Source organism: Aquibium carbonis, assembly GCF_003970795.1.
Taxonomy (GTDB): Bacteria; Pseudomonadota; Alphaproteobacteria; order Rhizobiales; family Rhizobiaceae; genus Aquibium; species Aquibium carbonis.
This window is the reverse complement of sequence record NZ_RWKW01000076.1, coordinates 1-14,864: the sequence shown is the minus strand read 5'-3', so window position 1 is coordinate 14,864 and position 14,864 is coordinate 1. Positions and strand designations below refer to the sequence as shown.

The following is a 14,864-nucleotide window of genomic DNA, read 5'->3' as shown; positions in this document are numbered from 1 at the left end:
CGGCGCGGCCCCCTCGCCCGACGCCTGCGGCGGCTCGGCCGGCCTGTCGCTGCGGCCGAAGGGCAGGATCTCCTCCAGCAACCCGCGCAGCCCGCCCTCGGCCTGCGCTGGCGAAGCCGTCATCGGCGACGCGAGGACCAGCGCCGCGAGCGCGATGTGGACGAAACCCGAAACCTTGAAAGCCATTGCGATTCTCTCCGCCTCTCGACGCTTTCCTTTAGAGCCAGCAATGTGGGGATTGGAAGGCTTGGCCGACAGGCGCGGCCGAGGTTTTCACGCCGCAGGGCGCGAAACGCCGAAAGGCCCCGGGGCTTTCGCCGCGGGGCCTTCTTGACAATCGGTCTCGTGCGCCAATCAGGCCGCTTCGGCTTCCTCGGACGCTTCGGCTTCCGTGCGGGCACGGTCGCCGGCGCCCTTGGCCGAGGTGTCGCGGTCGACGAACTCGATCACCGCCATGGCCGCGTTGTCGCCGTAGCGGAAACCGGCCTTCATGATGCGCAGGTAGCCGCCGTGGCGCTCCGCGTAGCGCGGCGCGATCGTGTCGAACAGGCGCTTGACGAGGACGGCGCTGCCGACCTGCGAGATGGCCTGCCGGCGGGCATGCAGGTCGCCGCGCTTGCCGAGCGTCACCAGCTTCTCCACGATCGGACGAAGCTCCTTCGCCTTGGGCAGGGTCGTCGTGATCTGCTCGTGCTCGATGAGCGAGGCCGCCATGTTGGTGAACATGGCCTTGCGATGGCTCGAGGTGCGGTTCAGCTTGCGGCCGGAACGTCCATGGCGCATGGCTTGTCTCCTAGGGTTTCGGCGCGTCGCGCCAGGTGTTTAGGGAGCGAGTGGCGAACAGCGAAGTGCGAATGGTCATCCCTGTTCGCTATTCGCCAGTCCCCATTCGCGCTCAGTACTGGTCTTCGTACCGCTTGGCGAGGTCTTCGATGTTCTCCGGCGGCCAGTCCTGGACCTCCATGCCGAGATGGAGACCCATCGCGGCGAGAACTTCCTTGATCTCGTTGAGCGACTTGCGACCGAAGTTGGGCGTGCGCAGCATCTCCGCCTCGGTCTTCTGGATGAGATCGCCGATGTAGACGATGTTGTCGTTCTTCAGGCAGTTGGCCGAGCGAACCGACAGTTCGAGTTCGTCCACCTTCTTGAGCAGCGCCGGGTTAAAGGCAAGCTCGGTGACCTGCTCCTCCGGCTGCGCCTTCTGCGGCTCGTCGAAGTTGACGAACAGGCCGAGCTGGTCCTGCAGGATGCGCGCGGCGAAGGCCACCGAATCCTCGCCCGAGATCGAACCGTCGGTCTCGATCGTCATGGTCAGCTTGTCATAGTCGAGAACCTGGCCCTCGCGGGTGTTCTCGACCTTGTAGGAGACCTTCTTGACCGGCGAATAGAGGCTGTCGACCGGGATGAGTCCGATCGGCGCGTCCTCGGCGCGGTTGCGCTCGGCCGGCACGTAGCCCTTGCCGGTGTCGACGGTGAACTCCATGCGGATCTCCGCGCCCTCGTCGAGCGTGCAGATCACGTGGTCGGGGTTCAGGATCTCGACGTCGCCCACCGTCTGGATGTCACCGGCGGTGACGGCGCCCGGACCCTGCTTGCGCACGACCATGCGCTTGGGACCGTCGCCTTCCATCTTGATGGCGATTTCCTTGATGTTCAGGATGATGTCGGTGACATCCTCGCGCACGCCGGGAATCGAGGAGAACTCGTGCAGCACGCCGTCGATCTGCACCGCCGTCACGGCGGCGCCGCGCAGCGACGACAGCAGCACGCGGCGCAGCGCATTGCCGAGGGTGAGGCCGAAGCCCCGCTCCAGCGGCTCGGCGACGAGCGTGGTGAGCGTCTTCTTCTTGGAAGAGAACTCGATCTTGTTGGGCTTGATCAGTTCCTGCCAGTTTTTCTGGATCATGGTCTGTCCTTCCGTTTCCCCGCCACCATCCAATCGTGGCGGGCGATCTGGAGAACCGTAGAGGGGCGCCGGATGGCGCCCTTGCGGCAATCGATGAATGAGGCCGTCAGACGCGCCGCTTCTTGCGCGGGCGGCAGCCATTGTGCGGGATCGGCGTCACGTCGCGGATCGAGGAGATGGTGAAGCCGGCAGCCTGGAGGGCGCGCAGCGCCGACTCACGGCCCGAACCGGGACCCGAAACCTCGACCTCGAGCTGGCGCATGCCGTGCTCCTGCGCCTTCTTGGCGCAATCCTCGGCCGCCATCTGCGCGGCGAAGGGGGTCGACTTGCGCGAGCCCTTGAAGCCCTGCGCGCCGGCCGAAGACCAGGCGATCGTGTTGCCCTGCGCGTCGGTGATGGTGATCATCGTGTTGTTGAAGGTCGAGCTCACATGAGCGACGCCCGAGGAGATGTTCTTGCGTTCACGACGACGAACGCGTGCGGCTTCCTTGGCCATGGGTAGTCCTTTCTGTCGATATCCACGCCGCCGTAATGCCAGCGGCTACACCCGGGAAGCGAATGGTGAGTGGCGAATGGCGAACAGAAGGGCTCGGCCCGGCTATTCGCTATTCGCCCATTCGCCCATTCGCCACTCGCACAATTACTTCTTCTTGCCGGCGATCGCCTTCGCCGGACCCTTGCGGGTGCGGGCGTTGGTGTGCGTGCGCTGGCCGCGAACCGGCAGCGAACGACGGTGACGCAGGCCGCGGTAGCAGCCCAGGTCCATCAGGCGCTTGATGTTCATGGAGGTCTCGCGGCGCAGGTCGCCCTCGACGCGGTAGTCGCGGTCGATGGCTTCGCGGATCTGCAGCACCTCGGCGTCCGTCAGCTGGTGAACGCGACGCTCGGCCGGGATGCCGACCTTTTCCACGATCTCCTGGGCGAACTTCGCGCCGATTCCGTGGATGTACTGCAGCGCGATGACGACGCGCTTGTTGGTCGGAATGTTGACGCCAGCGATACGGGCCATGTCTCTCTCCATCTGGGCCGGCGAACCGGCGCTATTTGTGTTGCCCCGCGTCCGGTGGAGGCCGGCCCTTGCGGGTGTTCCCTTCGAACGACGAAGCCGAGCCTGTGAGGCCCGGCTGACAGCCTGTGCGAGCGGGAGACGTGGCGCTATAGTCCAGTGCGCCCCGTCCGTCAACCACGCAGGTTCAGTTTTTCGATGCGACGTCGTCCAGAAGCCGTCCGATCTGGGTCGTGACGGTGTCCATGTCGTTCATGCCGTCGACGCCCTTGAGCAGGCCCTTGGCATGGTAGTAGCCGATCAGCGGCGCGGTCTTCTTGTAATATTCCCGCAGCCGCTCCTCGAACACCACCGGATTGTCGTCCTTGCGGACCGGCTGGCCGGCGGCCAGGGCCTCCTCGGCGCGCTTGACGATGCGCCCAACCAGCGCCTTGTCGTCGACCACCAGTTCGATGGCGATGTCGAGGCCGATGCCCTTCGCGTCCAGCATCTCCTGCACCGCGTCCGCCTGCGCGAGCGTGCGGGGATAGCCGTCGAGAATGAAGCCGTTCGCGCAATCGGGCGCATCGATCCGCTCGGAAACGATCGCGTTGACGATGTCGTCGGACACGAGTTCGCCCGCGTCCATCACCGCCTTCGCGCGCTTGCCGACATCCGTTTCGGCCTTCACCGCCGCGCGCAGCATGTCGCCGGTCGAAAGCTGCGGTATCCCGTGCTTCTCGACCAGCCGCTGTGCCTGCGTCCCCTTCCCCGCCCCCGGCGGGCCCAGCAGTATCAGCCTCATTTCCCTCGTTTTCCTCCGCGGAGCTTCGACTTCTTGATCAGCCCCTCATACTGGTGCGCAATCAGGTGACCCTGCACCTGCGCCACCGTGTCGAGGGTTACACTGACGACGATCAGAAGCGAAGTACCACCAAGGTAGAACGGAACGCCAGTGGCGGAAATGAGAAACTCCGGCAGCAGACAGACGAGGATGAGATAGATCGCGCCGACCACCGTGATGCGGGTCAGCACGTAGTCGATGTATTCGGCGGTCCGCTCGCCCGGACGGTAGCCGGGGATGAAGCCCGAATGCTTCTTCAGCTGGTCGGCCGTATCCTTGGGATTGAACACGATGGCCGTGTAGAAGAAGGCGAAGAACCCGATCAGCCCCGCATAGAGCAGCATGTAGAGCGGCTGGCCGTGGCCGAGCGTCGCCAGGACCGAATTGGCCCAGGGCGGCAGCGTGGTCGAATCGGAGAAGCCGGCGAGCGTCGCAGGCAAGAGAAGCAGCGACGAGGCGAAGATCGGCGGGATGACGCCCGCGGTGTTGAGCTTCAGCGGCAGGTGCGAGGTGTCGCCCTGGAACATGCGGTTGCCGACCTGGCGCTTCGGATACTGGATCAGCAGCCGCCGCTGCGCGCGCTCGAAGAACACGATGATGCCGATGACGACGATCGCCAGCACGATGATCGCCAGGATGATCGCGGTGGACAGCGCGCCGGTGCGTCCGAGTTCAAGCGTGCCGCCGATGGCGCTCGGAAGACCCGCCACGATGCCGGCGAAGATGATGAGCGAGATGCCGTTGCCGATGCCGCGCGCGGTGATCTGCTCGCCGAGCCACATCAGGAACATGGTGCCGCCGACCAGCGTGATGACGGCCGAAAGCTTGAAGAACCAGCCCGGATCGGTGACGATCCCGGTGCCGCTCTCGAGACCGACGGCAATGCCGTAGGCCTGCACCGTCGCCAGCAGCACGGTGCCGTAGCGGGTGTACTGGTTGATGACCTTGCGGCCCTGCTCGCCTTCCTTCTTCAGCTGCTCGAGCGTCGGAATGACCGACGTCATCAGCTGCATGATGATGGAGGCGGAAATGTAGGGCATGATGCCGAGCGCGAAGATCGCCATGCGCTCGACCGCGCCGCCCGCGAACATGTTGAACATGCCGAGAACGCCGCCGGACTGCTGCTGGAAGGCCTGTGCGAAGGCGTCGGGATTGATGCCCGGGATCGGGATGTAGGTTCCCAGGCGATAGACCAGCAATGCCCCGAGCGTGAACCATATCCGCTTCTTCAGGTCCTCCGCCTTGGCGAAGGCCGAGAAGTTCAGATTCGACGCGAGTTGCTCGGCAGCAGATGCCATGGAAAATTCTCCGCTTCGTGACGCAGACGAGCCGCCCGAAGGGGCGGCGCGCAACTGCGAAGCCCGGAAATAGGCTCCGGCCGGCCATCATGCAAGCGACGGCGCGAGCCGGAAGGCCACCTTATTCGGCGGCCTTCTCCGGAACCTTCACCGACCCGCCGGCCTTCTCGACCTTCTCGATGGCGGCCTTCGAGGCGCCGGCCACGTCGAACGCGACCTTGCCCTTCAGTTCGCCGTCGGAGAGGAGCCGGACGCCGGCCTTGGCGCGGCGCAGCACGCCCGCCTTGATCAGCGTCTCTTCGGTCACGGTCTCGCCGGCGTCGAGCTTGCCGGCGTCGATCGCAACCTGCACGCGGCCGAGCGAAACGACGTTGTAGTCCTTCGCGAAGATGTTCTTGAAGCCGCGCTTGGGCAGGCGCCGATAGAGCGGCATCTGGCCGCCCTCGAAGCCGTTGATGGCGACGCCCGAACGGGCCTTCTGGCCCTTCACGCCGCGGCCACCGGTCTTGCCGGTGCCCGAGCCGATGCCACGACCCAGTCGCTTGCGCGAGTGGGTCGCGCCTTCCTTGTCGCGGAGTTCGTTGAGTTTCATGATCTTTCTCCCGCGTCGGTCAAGCCTCGTCCACGACGCGGACGAGGTGTTGCACTTTCGCGATCATGCCGCGGACCGAGGGCGTATCCTCGAGCGTCCGGCGGCGGTGCATCTTGTTGAGGCCCAGGCCGACCAGCGTCGCGCGCTGCTCGGAGGGGCGGCGGATCGGGCTGCCGATCTGCTCGACCGTGACGGTCTTCTTGTTCTCAGCCATGTGCGTGTTCCTTCTCGCCGTCCGCTGACTATTCGTCTGCAACGGCCGCGCCGCGGCGGCTCTGGATCGCGGAATACTTGATGCCGCGCTGCGCTGCGATGTCCTTGGGATGCATCTGGTGCTTCAGGGCATCGAAGGTCGCGCGCACCATGTTGTAGGGGTTGGACGACCCCATCGACTTGGCGACGACGTCATGCATGCCGAGCGTCTCGAAGACGGCGCGCATCGGGCCGCCCGCGATGATGCCGGTACCGGCCTTGGCCGTGCGCAGCAGGACGCGGCCGGCGCCATGGCGCCCGGTCACGTCGTGGTGCAGCGTGCGGCCGCCGCGCAGCGGCACGAAGATCATGTCGCGCTTGGCGGCTTCGGTCGCCTTGCGGATGGCTTCCGGCACTTCGCGCGCCTTGCCATGTCCGAAGCCGACGCGACCCTTCTGGTCGCCGACGACGACGAGAGCGGCGAAGCCGAAGCGACGACCACCCTTGACCACCTTGGCGACGCGGTTGATGTGGACGAGCTTGTCCACCATGCCGTCATCGCGTTCCTCGCGGTCGCGGCCACGGCCGCCATCCCTGCGTTCCTGTGCCATATCCTCGTTCCTTGTTCTTTTCCGGTAGCACGGGTTGATGGGTGCCGCGGGGCCTGAAGCCCGGCGGCGGCGAAAATCAGAAGCTCAGGCCACCTTCGCGGGCGGCGTCGGCGAGAGCCTTGACGCGGCCGTGGTAGATGTAGGCGCCGCGGTCGAACACGACCTCGGTGACGCCGGCCTTCACCGCGCGCTCCGCAACCAGCTTGCCGACGGCGGCGGCTGCGGCGGAATCGGCGCCGGTCTTCAGCGAGCCCTTCAGATCCGCCTCGAGCGTGGAGGCGGCGGCCAGCGTGTGGCCCTGGGCGTCGTCGATGATCTGCGCGTAGATGTGCTTCGACGAGCGGTGCACGGACAGGCGCGGACGCCCGTTCGCAACCTTCTTGATCTGCTTGCGAATGCGCATGGCGCGCTTCGTCGTGGAGAGTTTGGAAGCCATTTCGTTTCGTCCTTGCCTTCAACAGACGGGTGCGGCCCTGTGCGGTAGGTGAAACCTCCCGCGACCGCTGCCCGCGGCGTTACTTCTTCTTGCCTTCCTTGCGGACGATCTTCTCGCCCGCGTAGCGCACGCCCTTGCCCTTGTAGGGTTCCGGACCGCGGTACACGCGGATTTCAGCCGCGACCTGGCCCACCTTCTGCTTGTCGATGCCGGTCACCACGATCTCCGTGGGCTTCGGCGTCGCGATGGTGATGCCTTCGGGCGTCTCGTAGACGACGTCGTGGCTGAAGCCAAGAGCCAACTGCAGGTTCTTGCCCTGCATGGTGGCGCGATAGCCGACGCCGGTGATCTCGAGCTTCTTCTCGAAGCCGTCCTTCACGCCCGCCAGGATGTTGGCGATCTGCGTGCGGGACATGCCCCACTTCGAGCGCGCGGTCTTGGTCTGGTCGCGGGGATCGACGGCGATCGCGCCGTCTTCCATCTTGACCAGCACCTCGTCGTTGACGACGAACTTCAGTTCACCCTTCGGCCCCTTGGCCACGACGGTCTTGCCGTCGATGGAGGCGGTGACGCCCTGCGGCACCGAGACGGGTTTCTTGCCAATACGAGACATGGTCTTGTCCTCGTTCCTGTTCCTGGTTCAGGCTCGCCGCATCAGAAGATGCGGCAGAGCACTTCGCCGCCGACGTTCTGCTCGCGCGCCTCGTGATCGGCCATCACGCCCTTCGGCGTCGACAGGATCGAGATGCCGAGGCCGTTGGCGACCTGCGGAATGGTCTTGGCCGAAACGTAGACGCGGCGGCCGGGCTTCGACACGCGGGCGATCTCGCGGATCACCGGAACGCCGTCGAAATACTTCAGCTCGATCTCGATCTCCGACTTGCCGTTGTCGAAATCGGTCTGGCTGAAATCGCGGATGTAGCCTTCGCTCTTCAGCACTTCCAGAACGCGGGCGCGCAGCTTCGACGCGGGCGTCGAGACCTTCGTCTTGCGACGGCCGATGGCGTTGCGGATGCGGGTCAGCATATCGCCGAGCGGATCACTCATGGACATCGTTCGTCCTCCTTACCAGCTCGACTTGACCAGGCCCGGGACGAGCCCGAGCGAGCCGAGTTCGCGCAGCGCGATACGCGACATCTTCAACTTGCGATAATAGGCGCGCGGACGGCCCGTGACTTCGCAGCGATTGCGGATGCGGTTGCGCGCGGAGTTGCGCGGCATCGCCGCAAGCTTCAGCTGGGCGCGGAAGCGGTCCTCGAGCGGCAGATCCTGGTTCATGATGATTGCCTTGAGCGCCTTGCGCTTGGCAGCATACAGGTCCACGAGCTTGCGCCGCTTGTTGTTCTTCTCGATTGAGCTGGTCTTGGCCATTCTCGTTAAATCCTTCTCTCGCCGCCGTTACTGCCGAAAGGGGAAGTTGAAGGCCTTGAGCAGCGCCCGGGCCTCGTCATTCGTCTTCGCAGTCGTACAGACGATGATGTCCATGCCCCAGATCTGATCGACCTTGTCGTAGTTGATCTCCGGGAACACGATGTGCTCCTTGACGCCCATGGCGAAGTTGCCGCGGCCGTCGAAGCTCTTGGGATTGAGACCGCGGAAGTCGCGAACGCGCGGCAGCGCGATCGTGATCAGGCGATCCAGGAACTCGTACATGCGATCCTTGCGCAGGGTCACCTTCGCGCCGATCGGCATGTTCTCGCGCACCTTGAAGCCGGCGATCGACGTGCGGGCGCGCGTCACCACGGCCTTCTGGCCCGCGATCATCGCCAGGTCCTCGGCTGCAACCGTCGGCTTCTTCGAATCCGCGGTCGCCTCGCCGACGCCCATGTTGATGACGATCTTGTCGAGACGCGGGATCTGCATCTCGTTCTCGTAGTTGAACTGCTCCTGCATCGCCTTCCGGATCGTATCGCGGAAGGCGGCCTTCAGGCGCGGCTCGTAAGCGGTATTAGACATCGATCGAGGCTCCCGAACGCTTGGCGACGCGCACCTTCTTGCCATCCTTCACCTCGAAGCCGACGCGGGTCGGCTTGCCGTCCTTGGGATCGGCGATCGCGATGTTGGAAACGTGGATCGGCGCTTCCTTGGAAATGATGCCGCCTTCGGTCGTCTGGGACTGCCTCTGGTGGCGACGGATGATGTTGATGCCGCGCACGAGTGCCTTGTCTTCCTTCGGCATCATGCGCAGGACCTCGCCGGTGCGGCCCTTGTCCTTGCCGGCAAGCACGACGACCTTGTCGCCTTTGCGAATCTTCTGCATTGGTCGGGCTCCTTACAGCACTTCCGGCGCGAGCGAGATGATCTTCATGTGGTTCTTGGCGCGAAGCTCGCGCGGAACCGGACCGAAGATACGCGTACCAACCGGCTCTTTCTTGTTGTCGACGAGAACGGCCGCGTTCTTGTCGAACCGGATCACGCTGCCGTCGGCGCGGCGGATGTCCTTGGCGGTACGAACCACCACGGCCTTCATCACGTCGCCCTTCTTGACCTTTCCGCGCGGGATCGCTTCCTTGATCGACACGACGATGATGTCGCCGACCGAAGCGTACTTGCGCTTGGAACCGCCGAGCACCTTGATGCACATGACACGACGCGCGCCCGAATTGTCGGCTACGTCGAGGTTAGTCTGCATCTGAATCATGACTGGCCGCCTTCTTATTCACCGGTCCGCGGGCGCCTGCCCTGCGGCCGTACGTTGTCTGTTTATGCCTGCGCTTCGGCCTGCGCCTCGGTCAGGACGACCCAGCACTTGTCCTTCGAAATCGGCTTCGATTCCTGAATGAACACCTGGTCCCCGACCTTGTGGGCGTTGGTCTCGTCGTGCGCCTTGTACTTCTTCGACATGCGAACGGTCTTCTTCATCACCGGATGCGTGAAGCGGCGTTCGACCTTGACGACGACCGTCTTGTCGTTCTTGTCGCTGACGACGGTGCCCTGCAGGATGCGCTTTGGCATGGTCTTGTCCTTAAGCCTTCTTGCCTGCCGATTTCTCGGCGGCGATGGTCTTGATGCGCGCGATGTCCCGGCGGACTTCCTTCACGCGCGCGGTCTTCTCGAGCTGGCCGGTGGCCTTCTGGAAGCGCAGGTTGAACTGCTCCTTCTTGAGGCTGGCGAGCTCGTCGTTGAGCTGGTCGGGCGACTTGGCCCGGACGTCGGAGGCTTTCATCTGTCGCCCTTCCCTATTCCGCAATGCGCTGTACGAAGCGCGTCCTGACCGGCAGCTTGGCGGCGCCGAGGCGCAGCGCTTCACGCGCGATCACTTCCGAGACGCCGTCGATCTCGAACATCACGCGGCCCGGCTTCACCCGGCAGGCCCAGAAGTCCACCGAACCCTTGCCCTTGCCCATGCGGACTTCGGTCGGCTTCGAGGTGACCGGAACGTCCGGGAAGATCCGGATCCAGACGCGGCCCTGGCGCTTCATCTCACGCGTGATCGCGCGGCGGGCCGCCTCGATCTGACGCGCGGTGACGCGCTCGGGCTCCAGCGCCTTCAATCCGAAAGCGCCGAAATCCAGGTTGGTCCCGCCCTTCGCAGCGCCATGGATACGGCCCTTGAACTGCTTGCGGAACTTCGTGCGCTTTGGCTGCAGCATCTCTGTCTACTCCGAATTCAATCCTGTTGCCGCTCAGGCGTGTTCGCGTTCGCGACGGCGACCGCCGCCACCCGAAGACGCCTCGCCCTCGGTCGCCCGACGCTCCGAAGCCATCGGGTCGTGCTCGAGGATCTCGCCCTTGAACACCCAGACCTTCACGCCGCAGATGCCATAGGCCGTCTTGGCCTCGGCCGTGCCGTAGTCGACGTCGGCGCGCAGCGTGTGCAGCGGAACGCGGCCCTCGCGGTACCATTCCATGCGGGCGATTTCGGCACCGCCGAGACGGCCCGAGCAGTTGATGCGGATGCCCTCGGCGCCGAGGCGCATGGCCGACTGGACCGCGCGCTTCATGGCGCGGCGGAAGGCGATGCGGCGCTCGAGCTGCTGCGCGATGGACTGCGCGACCAGCGTGGCGTCGATCTCGGGCTTGCGCACCTCGACGATGTTGAGGTGGGTCTCGGACTTCGTCATCTCCATCAGCTTCTTGCGAAGCTTCTCGATGTCGGCGCCCTTCTTGCCGATGATCAGGCCCGGACGCGCGGCGTGGATCGTCACGCGGCACTTCTTGTGCGGACGCTCGATCACCACCTTGGAGATCGCCGCCTGCTTCAGCTCGTTCATCAGATAGTTGCGGATCTTGATGTCTTCGTGAAGCAGCTGGCCGTACTCGCCGGTGTTTGCATACCAGCGCGAATCCCAGGTGCGGTTGATCCCGAGGCGCAGGCCGATCGGGTTGACTTTCTGGCCCATCAGGCGGCCTCCACTTGCTCTTCGACTTCGCGAACGACGATCGTCAGGTGCGAGAACGGCTTCTCGATGCGGCTGGCGCGGCCACGGCCACGGGCGTGGAAGCGCTTCATCACGATCGACTTGCCGACATAGGCCTCGGCGACGACGAGCGCGTCGACGTCGAGGTCATGGTTGTTCTCGGCATTGGCGATGGCCGATTCGAGCGTCTTGCGCACCGTGTCGGCGATCCGCTTGCGCGAGAACTCCAGTTCGGCGAGCGCGGTCGCCACCTTCTTGCCGCGGATGAGCGCGGCAACGAGATTCAGCTTCTGCGGGCTGACGCGGATCGTGCGCAGGACGGCGCGAGCCTCGTTGTCAGCAAGCCTGCGCGGAGCTTTGGCCTTGCCCATGATTACTTCCTCTTCGACTTCTTGTCCGCGCCGTGCCCGTAATAGGTCCGGGTCGGCGAGAACTCGCCGAACTTGTGGCCGACCATGTCTTCCGACACGTTGACGGGGATGTGCTTCTGGCCGTTGTAGACGCCGAAGGTGAGGCCGACGAACTGCGGCAGGATGGTGGAGCGACGGCTCCACATCTTGATCACCTCGTTGCGGCCGCTGTCACGAACCTTCTCTGCCTTCTTCAGCAGATAGCCGTCGATGAACGGGCCTTTCCAGACTGAACGGGTCACGTCTCTACCTCTTCTTAGCTCTTGCGCGCGTGGCGCGAGCGCATGATGAACTTGTCGGTCGCCTTGTTGGACCGCGTCCGCTTGCCCTTGGTCGGCTTGCCCCAGGGCGAAACCGGGTGGCGGCCACCGGAGGTGCGGCCTTCGCCACCGCCGTGCGGGTGGTCGACCGGGTTCATCGAGACGCCGCGATTGTGCGGGCGCTTGCCGCGCCAGCGGGTGCGACCGGCCTTGCCGTCGTTGATGTTGCCGTGGTCGGCGTTCGACACCGCGCCGACCGTCGCCATGCACGAGCCGTGCACGATGCGCTGCTCGCCCGAGGTCAGGCGAAGGATCGCCATGCCCTGGTCGCGTCCGACGAGCTGCACGTAGGCGCCGGCGGAGCGGGCAACCTGGCCGCCCTTGCCCGGCTTCAGCTCGACATTGTGCACGATCGTGCCCACCGGCATCGCCGACAGCGGCATCGCGTTGCCCGGCTTCACGTCGGCCTGCTGGCTGGCGATCACCTTGTCGCCCGCCACCAGGCGCTGCGGCGCCAGGATGTAGGACAGCTCGCCGTCGTCGTAGCGGATGAGCGCGATGAAGGCGGTGCGGTTCGGATCGTATTCCAGCCGCTCCACCGTCGCCACCACGTCGAACTTGCGGCGCTTGAAGTCGATGATGCGGTAGGTCCGCTTGTGACCGCCGCCGATGAAGCGGGCCGTCACGCGGCCGTAATTGTTGCGGCCGCCGGACTTGGTCAGGCCCTCGGTGAGGCCCTTGACCGGCTTGCCCTTGTAGAGGCCGGAGCGGTCGACGATCACCAGCTGTCGCTGGCTGGGCGTCACCGGATTGTAATTCTTGAGTGCCATATCGTTACCTCAAGCCTCTCAGAGACCGGTTGCGACGTCGATGGAGTGGCCTTCGGCCAGCGTCACGACCGCCTTCTTGACATCGCTCAGGCGGCCGACCGTTCCACGGAAGCGCTTGACCTTGCCCTTGCGGATCTGGGTGTTGACCGCGCGGACCTTCACGCCGAAGAGCGCCTCGATGGCAGCCTTGATCTCGGGCTTGGTGGCCTTGCGGGCAACATTGAAGACGACCTGGTTGTACTCGGACGCCATGGTGGACTTTTCCGTGATCGCCGGGCTGACGATCACGTCGTAGTGGCGAAGGTCAGTCATTTGAAGCGCTCCTCGAGGGCCTCGACAGCCGCCTTCGAGAGGACGAGCGTACCGCGGCGCAGAATGTCGTAGACGTTGATGCCCTGGACCGGCAGCACGTCGATGTTCGGGATGTTGGCCGCGGCGCGCTTGAAGCCGAGGTCGACTTCGGCCCCGCCGATCATCAGCGCGTTCGACACGCCGAGCGTCGCGAAGCTCTGCAGCAGCGCCTTCGTCTTGGCCTCGCTCAGCATCAGCTCGTCGACCACGATCAGGCTCGAGGACTGAGCCTTCGCCGACAGGGCATGCTTGAGCCCGAGCGCGCGCACCTTCTTGGGAAGGTCGTGCTCGTGGCTGCGGACGACCGGGCCGTGGGCCTTGCCGCCGCCGCGGAACTGCGGAGCGCGAGCCGAATGGTGGCGGGCGCGGCCCGTTCCCTTCTGCTTGTACATCTTGGCGCCGGTGCGGGCGATCTCCGACCGGCCCTTCGCCTTGTGCGTGCCCTGGCGCTTCTTGGCCAGCTGCCAGCGCACGACGCGCTGGAGGATGTCCTCGCGCGGGACGAGACCGAAGATCTCGTCCGACAGCGTCACCTGGCCGGCGTCGTCGCCGCTCAGCGTCGTAATCTTGATGTCCATCACGCGGCTCCTTCGACGGCCGGAGCTTCATTCTTGGCCCGCAGCGCGGCCGGCTTCGGCGCATTGTCGGGCAGCGAGACCTTGGCCGCGTCGCGCACCAGGATCCAGGCGCCCTTGGAGCCGGGAACGGCGCCGCGGATCAGGATCAGGCCGCGATCGGTGTCGGTCGACACGATCTCGACGTTCTGCGTCGTGACGCGGGTGTTGCCCATGTGGCCGGCCATCTTCTTGCCCTTGAACACCTTGCCGGGGTCCTGGCGCTGGCCGGTCGAGCCGTGCGTGCGGTGCGACACGGAGTTGCCGTGGGTCGCGCGGCCGCCACCGAAGTTGTGCCGCTTGATGACGCCCTGGAAGCCCTTGCCGATCGAAGTGCCCGTCACGTCGACCTTCTGGCCGGGGACGAAATGATCGGCCGTGATCTCGGAGCCGACCTCGAGCATGTGCTCGGGGGAGACGCGGAACTCGGCGACCTTCGACTTCGGCTCGACGGAGGCGGTCGCGAAATGGCCGCGCATCGACTTCGACGTGTTCTTCACCTTCGCGAGCCCGACACCGAGCTGCACGGCGGTATAGCCGTTCTTTTCCTGGGTGCGCTGTGCAACGACCTGGCAGTTCTCCATCCGGAGGACCGTCACGGGCACGTGTTCGCCCGCGTCGTTGTAGATGCGCGTCATCCCGATTTTCTGTGCGATAACACCTGAACGCATCGGTTCGAATTCCTTTTCAGGGTTCCAGGCCCGGGTCACCCCTGCCTGCCTTTTGCCCGCTTAAAGCTTGATCTCGACGTCGACGCCTGCGGCGAGGTCGAGCTTCATGAGTGCGTCCACCGTCTGCGGCGTCGGATCGACGATGTCGAGGAGCCGCTTGTGCGTCCGCATCTCGAACTGCTCGCGGCTCTTCTTGTCGATGTGCGGCGAGCGGTTGACCGTGAATTTTTCGATCCGCGTCGGCAGCGGAACCGGACCGCGAACGCTGGCGCCGGTGCGCTTGGCCGTCGACACGATCTCGCGCGTGGAAGCGTCGAGAACCCGATGGTCGAACGCTTTCAGGCGAATGCGGATGTTCTGACCGTTCATGCGTCAATTTCCTTCAAGTCTTTCGCGGGCGCGGGCGACCCCCGCCCGCGACAGACCGTTATTCTTCTTGTTACTCGACGATGGATGCGACGATGCCGGACCCGACGGTACGGCCGCCTTCACGGATGGCGAAG

28 protein-coding genes are annotated in these 14,864 nt (G+C 64.9%); all 28 read right to left on the bottom strand.

Annotation, left to right across the window (positions count from 1 at the left end):
• A partial coding sequence (locus tag EJC49_RS19200; RefSeq protein ID WP_148106314.1) for a hypothetical protein occupies positions 1-186 on the bottom strand: 186 nt, incomplete at its 3' end.
• Between the two features lie 168 nt (positions 187-354).
• The gene (gene rplQ / locus EJC49_RS19195) at positions 355-783 is read right to left on the bottom strand and encodes a 50S ribosomal protein L17 (RefSeq protein ID WP_126701555.1); all 429 of its coding nucleotides are present in this window, start codon (positions 781-783) and stop codon (positions 355-357) included.
• 112 nt (positions 784-895) lie between these two features.
• The gene (locus tag EJC49_RS19190; protein ID WP_126701554.1) at positions 896-1,906 is read right to left on the bottom strand and encodes a DNA-directed RNA polymerase subunit alpha; all 1,011 of its coding nucleotides are present in this window, start codon (positions 1,904-1,906) and stop codon (positions 896-898) included.
• A gap of 106 nt (positions 1,907-2,012) precedes the next feature.
• On the bottom strand, positions 2,013-2,402 hold the full coding sequence (rpsK, locus tag EJC49_RS19185; RefSeq protein WP_126701553.1) for a 30S ribosomal protein S11: 390 nt from the start codon (positions 2,400-2,402) through the stop codon (positions 2,013-2,015).
• Positions 2,403-2,546: 144 nt separating this feature from the next.
• Positions 2,547-2,915 (bottom strand): 30S ribosomal protein S13, encoded by a 369-nt coding sequence (gene rpsM / locus EJC49_RS19180; RefSeq protein WP_126701552.1) that lies wholly within the window; start codon positions 2,913-2,915, stop codon positions 2,547-2,549.
• A 184-nt stretch (positions 2,916-3,099) separates the two neighbouring features.
• Positions 3,100-3,696: an adenylate kinase gene (locus EJC49_RS19175; protein ID WP_126701551.1), complete on the bottom strand. Its 597-nt coding sequence runs from the start codon at positions 3,694-3,696 to the stop codon at positions 3,100-3,102.
• The gene (gene secY / locus EJC49_RS19170; RefSeq protein ID WP_126701550.1) at positions 3,693-5,033 is read right to left on the bottom strand and encodes a preprotein translocase subunit SecY; all 1,341 of its coding nucleotides are present in this window, start codon (positions 5,031-5,033) and stop codon (positions 3,693-3,695) included. Before secY ends, EJC49_RS19175 begins: the two co-directional genes overlap by 4 nt.
• A gap of 121 nt (positions 5,034-5,154) precedes the next feature.
• On the bottom strand, positions 5,155-5,625 hold the full coding sequence (rplO, locus tag EJC49_RS19165) for a 50S ribosomal protein L15 (RefSeq protein ID WP_126701549.1): 471 nt from the start codon (positions 5,623-5,625) through the stop codon (positions 5,155-5,157).
• A 19-nt stretch (positions 5,626-5,644) separates the two neighbouring features.
• A complete protein-coding gene (gene rpmD / locus EJC49_RS19160) occupies positions 5,645-5,839 on the bottom strand; it encodes a 50S ribosomal protein L30 (RefSeq protein ID WP_126701548.1) in 195 nt (64 codons plus the stop codon).
• Positions 5,840-5,867: 28 nt separating this feature from the next.
• The gene (gene rpsE, locus EJC49_RS19155; RefSeq protein ID WP_126701547.1) at positions 5,868-6,428 is read right to left on the bottom strand and encodes a 30S ribosomal protein S5; all 561 of its coding nucleotides are present in this window, start codon (positions 6,426-6,428) and stop codon (positions 5,868-5,870) included.
• Between the two features lie 76 nt (positions 6,429-6,504).
• Complete coding sequence (gene rplR / locus EJC49_RS19150) at positions 6,505-6,864, bottom strand: 50S ribosomal protein L18 (protein ID WP_126701546.1); 360 nt, start codon at positions 6,862-6,864, stop codon at positions 6,505-6,507.
• 79 nt (positions 6,865-6,943) lie between these two features.
• Positions 6,944-7,477, bottom strand: coding sequence for a 50S ribosomal protein L6 (gene rplF, locus EJC49_RS19145; protein WP_126701545.1), 534 nt, complete (start codon positions 7,475-7,477; stop codon positions 6,944-6,946).
• A gap of 41 nt (positions 7,478-7,518) precedes the next feature.
• On the bottom strand, positions 7,519-7,917 hold the full coding sequence (rpsH, locus tag EJC49_RS19140) for a 30S ribosomal protein S8 (protein ID WP_126701544.1): 399 nt from the start codon (positions 7,915-7,917) through the stop codon (positions 7,519-7,521).
• Between the two features lie 12 nt (positions 7,918-7,929).
• On the bottom strand, positions 7,930-8,235 hold the full coding sequence (rpsN, locus tag EJC49_RS19135) for a 30S ribosomal protein S14 (RefSeq protein ID WP_126701543.1): 306 nt from the start codon (positions 8,233-8,235) through the stop codon (positions 7,930-7,932).
• A gap of 27 nt (positions 8,236-8,262) precedes the next feature.
• The gene (gene rplE, locus EJC49_RS19130) at positions 8,263-8,820 is read right to left on the bottom strand and encodes a 50S ribosomal protein L5 (protein ID WP_126701542.1); all 558 of its coding nucleotides are present in this window, start codon (positions 8,818-8,820) and stop codon (positions 8,263-8,265) included.
• Complete coding sequence (rplX, locus tag EJC49_RS19125; RefSeq protein WP_126701541.1) at positions 8,813-9,124, bottom strand: 50S ribosomal protein L24; 312 nt, start codon at positions 9,122-9,124, stop codon at positions 8,813-8,815. Before rplX ends, rplE begins: the two co-directional genes overlap by 8 nt.
• 12 nt (positions 9,125-9,136) lie before the next feature.
• A complete protein-coding gene (gene rplN, locus EJC49_RS19120) occupies positions 9,137-9,505 on the bottom strand; it encodes a 50S ribosomal protein L14 (protein ID WP_126701540.1) in 369 nt (122 codons plus the stop codon).
• Positions 9,506-9,567: 62 nt separating this feature from the next.
• The gene (gene rpsQ, locus EJC49_RS19115) at positions 9,568-9,819 is read right to left on the bottom strand and encodes a 30S ribosomal protein S17 (protein ID WP_126701539.1); all 252 of its coding nucleotides are present in this window, start codon (positions 9,817-9,819) and stop codon (positions 9,568-9,570) included.
• A 10-nt stretch (positions 9,820-9,829) separates the two neighbouring features.
• Positions 9,830-10,030: a 50S ribosomal protein L29 gene (gene rpmC, locus EJC49_RS19110; RefSeq protein ID WP_126701538.1), complete on the bottom strand. Its 201-nt coding sequence runs from the start codon at positions 10,028-10,030 to the stop codon at positions 9,830-9,832.
• A gap of 13 nt (positions 10,031-10,043) precedes the next feature.
• Positions 10,044-10,457, bottom strand: coding sequence for a 50S ribosomal protein L16 (gene rplP, locus EJC49_RS19105; protein ID WP_126701537.1), 414 nt, complete (start codon positions 10,455-10,457; stop codon positions 10,044-10,046).
• A gap of 33 nt (positions 10,458-10,490) precedes the next feature.
• On the bottom strand, positions 10,491-11,207 hold the full coding sequence (rpsC, locus tag EJC49_RS19100; protein WP_126701536.1) for a 30S ribosomal protein S3: 717 nt from the start codon (positions 11,205-11,207) through the stop codon (positions 10,491-10,493).
• The gene (gene rplV, locus EJC49_RS19095) at positions 11,207-11,596 is read right to left on the bottom strand and encodes a 50S ribosomal protein L22 (RefSeq protein ID WP_126701535.1); all 390 of its coding nucleotides are present in this window, start codon (positions 11,594-11,596) and stop codon (positions 11,207-11,209) included. Before rplV ends, rpsC begins: the two co-directional genes overlap by 1 nt.
• Before the next feature lie 2 nt (positions 11,597-11,598).
• On the bottom strand, positions 11,599-11,877 hold the full coding sequence (gene rpsS, locus EJC49_RS19090) for a 30S ribosomal protein S19 (RefSeq protein WP_126701534.1): 279 nt from the start codon (positions 11,875-11,877) through the stop codon (positions 11,599-11,601).
• A 14-nt stretch (positions 11,878-11,891) separates the two neighbouring features.
• Positions 11,892-12,725 (bottom strand): 50S ribosomal protein L2, encoded by an 834-nt coding sequence (rplB, locus tag EJC49_RS19085; protein ID WP_126701533.1) that lies wholly within the window; start codon positions 12,723-12,725, stop codon positions 11,892-11,894.
• Positions 12,726-12,743: 18 nt separating this feature from the next.
• Positions 12,744-13,037 carry a 50S ribosomal protein L23 gene (locus EJC49_RS19080; RefSeq protein ID WP_126701532.1) on the bottom strand — a complete coding sequence of 98 codons (294 nt, stop codon included), beginning with the start codon at positions 13,035-13,037 and terminating at the stop codon, positions 12,744-12,746.
• Positions 13,034-13,654 carry a 50S ribosomal protein L4 gene (gene rplD / locus EJC49_RS19075; protein WP_126701531.1) on the bottom strand — a complete coding sequence of 207 codons (621 nt, stop codon included), beginning with the start codon at positions 13,652-13,654 and terminating at the stop codon, positions 13,034-13,036. The genes EJC49_RS19080 and rplD overlap by 4 nt, the downstream gene beginning before the upstream one ends.
• Entirely contained in the window at positions 13,654-14,361 is a 708-nt protein-coding gene (rplC, locus tag EJC49_RS19070; RefSeq protein WP_126701530.1) for a 50S ribosomal protein L3, read from the bottom strand. Before rplC ends, rplD begins: the two co-directional genes overlap by 1 nt.
• Positions 14,362-14,421: 60 nt before the next feature.
• The gene (rpsJ, locus tag EJC49_RS19065; RefSeq protein ID WP_072606015.1) at positions 14,422-14,730 is read right to left on the bottom strand and encodes a 30S ribosomal protein S10; all 309 of its coding nucleotides are present in this window, start codon (positions 14,728-14,730) and stop codon (positions 14,422-14,424) included.
• Positions 14,731-14,864: the final 134 nt, after the last annotated feature.